Raw genomic sequence first — 4346 nt, 5'->3', positions numbered from 1 at the left:
TTTTCACTTTCCGGAGATTGTGGCCTCGTTCGGCTTAAGGAGATTGCGGATGATCTTAAGGATGAAATCGAGGCCATCCCCGGTGTGCTGGAAGTAGAGGTGACAGGAGGCCTTGAGCGGGAGATCCGTGTCGAGCCGTATCCGGATAAGCTGGCTTACTACGGCCTCTCCATCCTTGGACTTCAAAAGGTCATCGCCCGGGAAAATCTGAACGTATCGGGAGGGACGATCCGCCTGGGAGACGGGCGCTTTCAGCTCAGGGTCCCTGGGGAATTCCGGACGCCTGAGGAGATATACGGGCTGGTGGTGGGGCTTCACGACGGCCGCCCCATCTATCTGAAGGATGTAGCCCGGGTAGTGGACGGTTTCAAGGACGAAACAGGCCGGTCCCGGTTGAACGGCAGGCAGGCGGTCAATATCCAGGTCAAGAAGAGGGCCGGGGAGAACATCCTGCGAATCACCGGTGAGATCGATCGGATCATCGAGCAGATGAGACCCGCTTGGCCCAAGGGAACCACCATCACCAAGCTCATGGACAAGGCCAAGGATATCCGGATCATGGTGGCCGACCTGGAGAATAACATCATCACCGGCCTCATCCTGGTGATCGTAGTACTCTTTTTCTCCATGGGGGTGAGAAATGCGGTGCTGGTGGGTTTGGCCATCCCCTTTTCCATGCTCCTTTCCTTCATAGTTCTCAAGGCCCTGGGGATCACCCTCAACATGGTGGTACTGTTTTCTCTGACCTTGTCCCTGGGAATGCTGGTGGACAATGCCATCGTCATTGTGGAGAATATTTATCGTTACATGGAGCAGGGAGTTCCCCGGATACAGGCCGCCATGCGGGCGACCTCGGAGGTGGCCATGCCTGTTGCGGCTTCCACCCTGACCACCGTGGCCGCCTTCTTCCCATTGATCTTCTGGCCCGGGATCATGGGGGAATTCATGTCCTATCTCCCCAAGACCGTGATCATCACCCTCTCTTCCTCCCTGTTCGTGGCCATGATCATTAACCCGGCCTTGGCCGCCTATTTCATGCGCCTCCCATACGGGAGCCGGGCGTCAAAGATCAAGAGGACCCCGGAGGAGATCCAGAAGGCGGGGGAGGCCCCCATCACGGTGCGGGGACCCATCCTTAGGGTCTATCGATATTTTCTGAACAGCGCCCTCAACCATCGGGTGGCTGTCCTTTTCATCTCGTTTCTGGCGCTCTTTGCCATGGCCATGATGTGGCTTGACCGGGTGGGCATAGAAAAACCCGTGGAATTTTTTCCAGAGGTGGACCCCCATGGCATTTATATCAACCTGGATATGCCTGAAGGCGCAGGACTGGAATTCTCTGACAGGATCGCCCGCCAGGTGGAGGTGGCCCTCTGTCGGGGGGACGATAGGCTTCCTCCGCCCGACGCGGACCCGGCCCTTTGTTACGGGAGCAACATTGAAGAAAAGACCCACACTCTGCGGCGGGGAGAAGTGGTCGTCGGCCCCATTGACCTGGCTAATGTCCAACATATTTACGCTCGTACCGTGGCGGTTACGGGCGGTAGGTCAGCCTTTGAGGAAAACTCTCCCAATCATATCGGAATCCAGTTTCACGACCTCGAGGACCGGGTGGAACCCGTGTCAGACACAATCGCAGAAATCCGCCGGCGAATCAGCCATATCCCAGGGGGGAAAATAACCATATCGAAGAAGAGGGAAGGCCCACCGACCGGAGCTCCCATCAATATTGAGATCGTGGGGGACGATTTCCGAGTCCTGGGGCGGATCGCCCAGGAGATCGAGAAAGTCCTTGAGAAGATGCCATTTGTCCAGGATATCCGGGACGATTACGACGCCGGAACACCCACAGTGAAGGTGCGGGTGGACCGACAGAGGGCCGCCCTTTTGGGGCTTTCAACCGAGACCATTGGGTTCGCTCTCAAGGTGGCCTTCAACGGCATCAAGGTTTCCACTTTCAGGGAAGCGGATGAGGACTACGACATCACCGTCCAATTGCCTGAATCCGAGCGGGAGCGTACTGACATCCTCCGTGAATTGCTGATTCCCACCGAAAAGGGACTGGTTCCCCTCAGTACCATCGCGTCGTTCGAGATAACGGGAGGGCTCGGACAGATCAACAGGATCAATCAGGAACGGGTGGTGACGGTCAAGGCAGATGTGGATGAAAAGCACGTCCCGGGGCCGGTTGTGCGGGCCCAGGCCGAAAAGCTTCTGGCCCAATTCAGTCTACCGCCCGGATACAAGATCCGCTTTACCGGGGAATTCGAAGAACAACAGAAGGCCAAGGCCTTCCTGAGCAAGGCCCTCGTGGCCGCCTTGTTCCTGATCTTGCTCATCCTGGTTGCCCTGTTTAACTCCGTGGCACAGCCCTTGATCATTATGACCTCTGTCCTTCTTTCCCTGGGCGGGGTCTTTTTGGGGTTGACCGTCATGAAGCTCCCCTTCGGGATCGTCATGACGGGGGTGGGGGTCATTTCCCTGGTAGGGGTTGTAGTCAATAATGCCATTGTCCTTATCGATTATACCAACCGGCTGAGGATACGGGGGATGCCGCCGAGGGAAGCTGTCGTGGCCGCCGGCTGCACGCGTCTTCGCCCGGTGCTTCTGACCGCCATAACCACCATCCTGGGCCTTCTCCCCATGGTAACGGGGGTGGCTTACGATTTCCATGTGATGGAAATCGCCTGGGTCAGTGAATCCACCCAGTGGTGGAAATCCATGGCCAGCGCCGTCATCTTCGGGCTGGCAATGGCCACGGTACTGACCCTGGTCGTGGTCCCGACCCTGTATTCCCTGGTTTTGACCTCCAGCCAAGCCCTTGAACGGTCGCTGCGATGGATCCGGAAGGTTTATTGGGCACCCTTTTACAGGCTTACGGGAACGCACCCCGAAGAGGAGAACCAGTGAATCAGAAGATATGATGAAACGCGGCAGGGGGTGGGGGATCGCATATCAGCGGAGAGAGGGCTTCCCAAAGGATTGGTGTAGGTGGCCGCTCTTGGCCCGGAGTCGGGATTGGGAGGAGGGAATGGAACTTTACAGGCAGCAAGGGAGATGACCGGAAGGGTCCCTGTTTCGGCAAGGGAGACGAAGTCGGCTTTTTACCCGCTTCTGTCCAGGATGGGCCTCAAGATCGGTGCGGCCACCTTGTGCCGCCTTAGCCTGAATACGGCAAGGCGCTTCGCCTATCCCTTTGCACCGGCCCTCGGTCGAGGGCTCAATGTACCCCTTTCGGCAGTCACATCGATCATCGCGGTCAACCAAGCCACCGGTTTTCTGGGCTTCCTTTTCGGGCCCCTGGCCGACCGCTTCGGATACCGTGGCGTGATGTGCGCAGGCCTGGGAATGCTTGCTTTGGGGATGCTCGTTGGAGGGTTCTTCCCATACTATACTGTGGTTTTCATCGCCCTCTTCCTGGCGGGTCTTGGTAAAAGCATCTTTGACCCGGCCCTTCAGGCCTATGTAGGGGAGCGGGTTCCCTATGAGAGGCGGGCACTCGTCATCGGTGTGCTCGAGATGAGCTGGGCGGGAAGCACCCTGGTGGGTATTCCGTTGATCGGGCTTGGCATGGAGAGATATGGATGGCGATGCCCTTTTTTCCTCCTAGGCGGGATCGGACTTCTCAGTGTGCTTGCCATTCGTTTCTTGATGCCCGGGGAAGAACGGGAGGGGCGCCCGCCTCGAGTCCCTTCCGCGAAACTCTCCCGCGCCTGGAGGCTCCTGTTTCGGGAGAGGGCCGCTCTGGGGACTATGGGCTTCGCCTTCCTGGTGAGTGCGGCGAATGACAATCTCTTTGTGATTTACGGCGCATGGTTTGAAGAAAATTTCAATCTAAGCGTCTTTGCCCTCGGGCTGGGTACTGGGATCATCGGCACTGCGGAACTGCTGGGGGAGACCTTGACAGCGGCCTTCTCGGATCGATTCGGCTTGAAAAAGGCTGTGATCACCGGCTTGACGCTTTCCGCGGTGGGTTACGGCATTCTGCCCGGCCTGGAAAGAACCGTGTCAGCGGCCCTGGGCGGGCTCTTCCTGATTTTTCTCACCTTTGAATTCAGTATTGTCACCTGTCTTTCACTTTGCACCGAAATTCTTCCCCCATATAGGGCCACCATGATGGCAAGCTTTCTTGCCGCCGCGGGGCTGGGCAGGGCGATCGGCGCTCTCCTTGGGGGCACGATTTGGAAAGTGGGAAGTCTCGAGGCGGTCTGCCTGGTCTCCTTCTCTCTTACGGTGCTGGCATTGGTTGTTCTGCTTTGGGGGTTGAGAGGGTGGCGGCGAGCCTAGTGTCCATCCATAAATAGGCAATTTTGTTCAAGGTCAAGGAAGGCGAAGATTTTAACCGC

2 protein-coding genes are annotated in these 4346 nt (G+C 57.5%); both read left to right on the top strand.

Annotated elements, in window-relative coordinates; translation table 11 throughout:
• Positions 1–2910: efflux RND transporter permease subunit (locus JRF57_16140; protein ID MBW2305227.1), on the top strand; the 2910-nt coding region annotated here is incomplete at its 5' end.
• A gap of 81 nt (positions 2911–2991) precedes the next feature.
• A complete protein-coding gene (locus JRF57_16135) occupies positions 2992–4287 on the top strand; it encodes an MFS transporter (GenBank protein MBW2305226.1) in 1296 nt (431 codons plus the stop codon).
• Positions 4288–4346: the final 59 nt, after the last annotated feature.

The organism is Deltaproteobacteria bacterium, from assembly GCA_019310525.1.
Classification (GTDB): Bacteria; Desulfobacterota; DSM-4660; order Desulfatiglandales; family HGW-15; genus JAFDEE01.
This window is presented reverse-complemented; position numbering and strand designations above follow the sequence as displayed.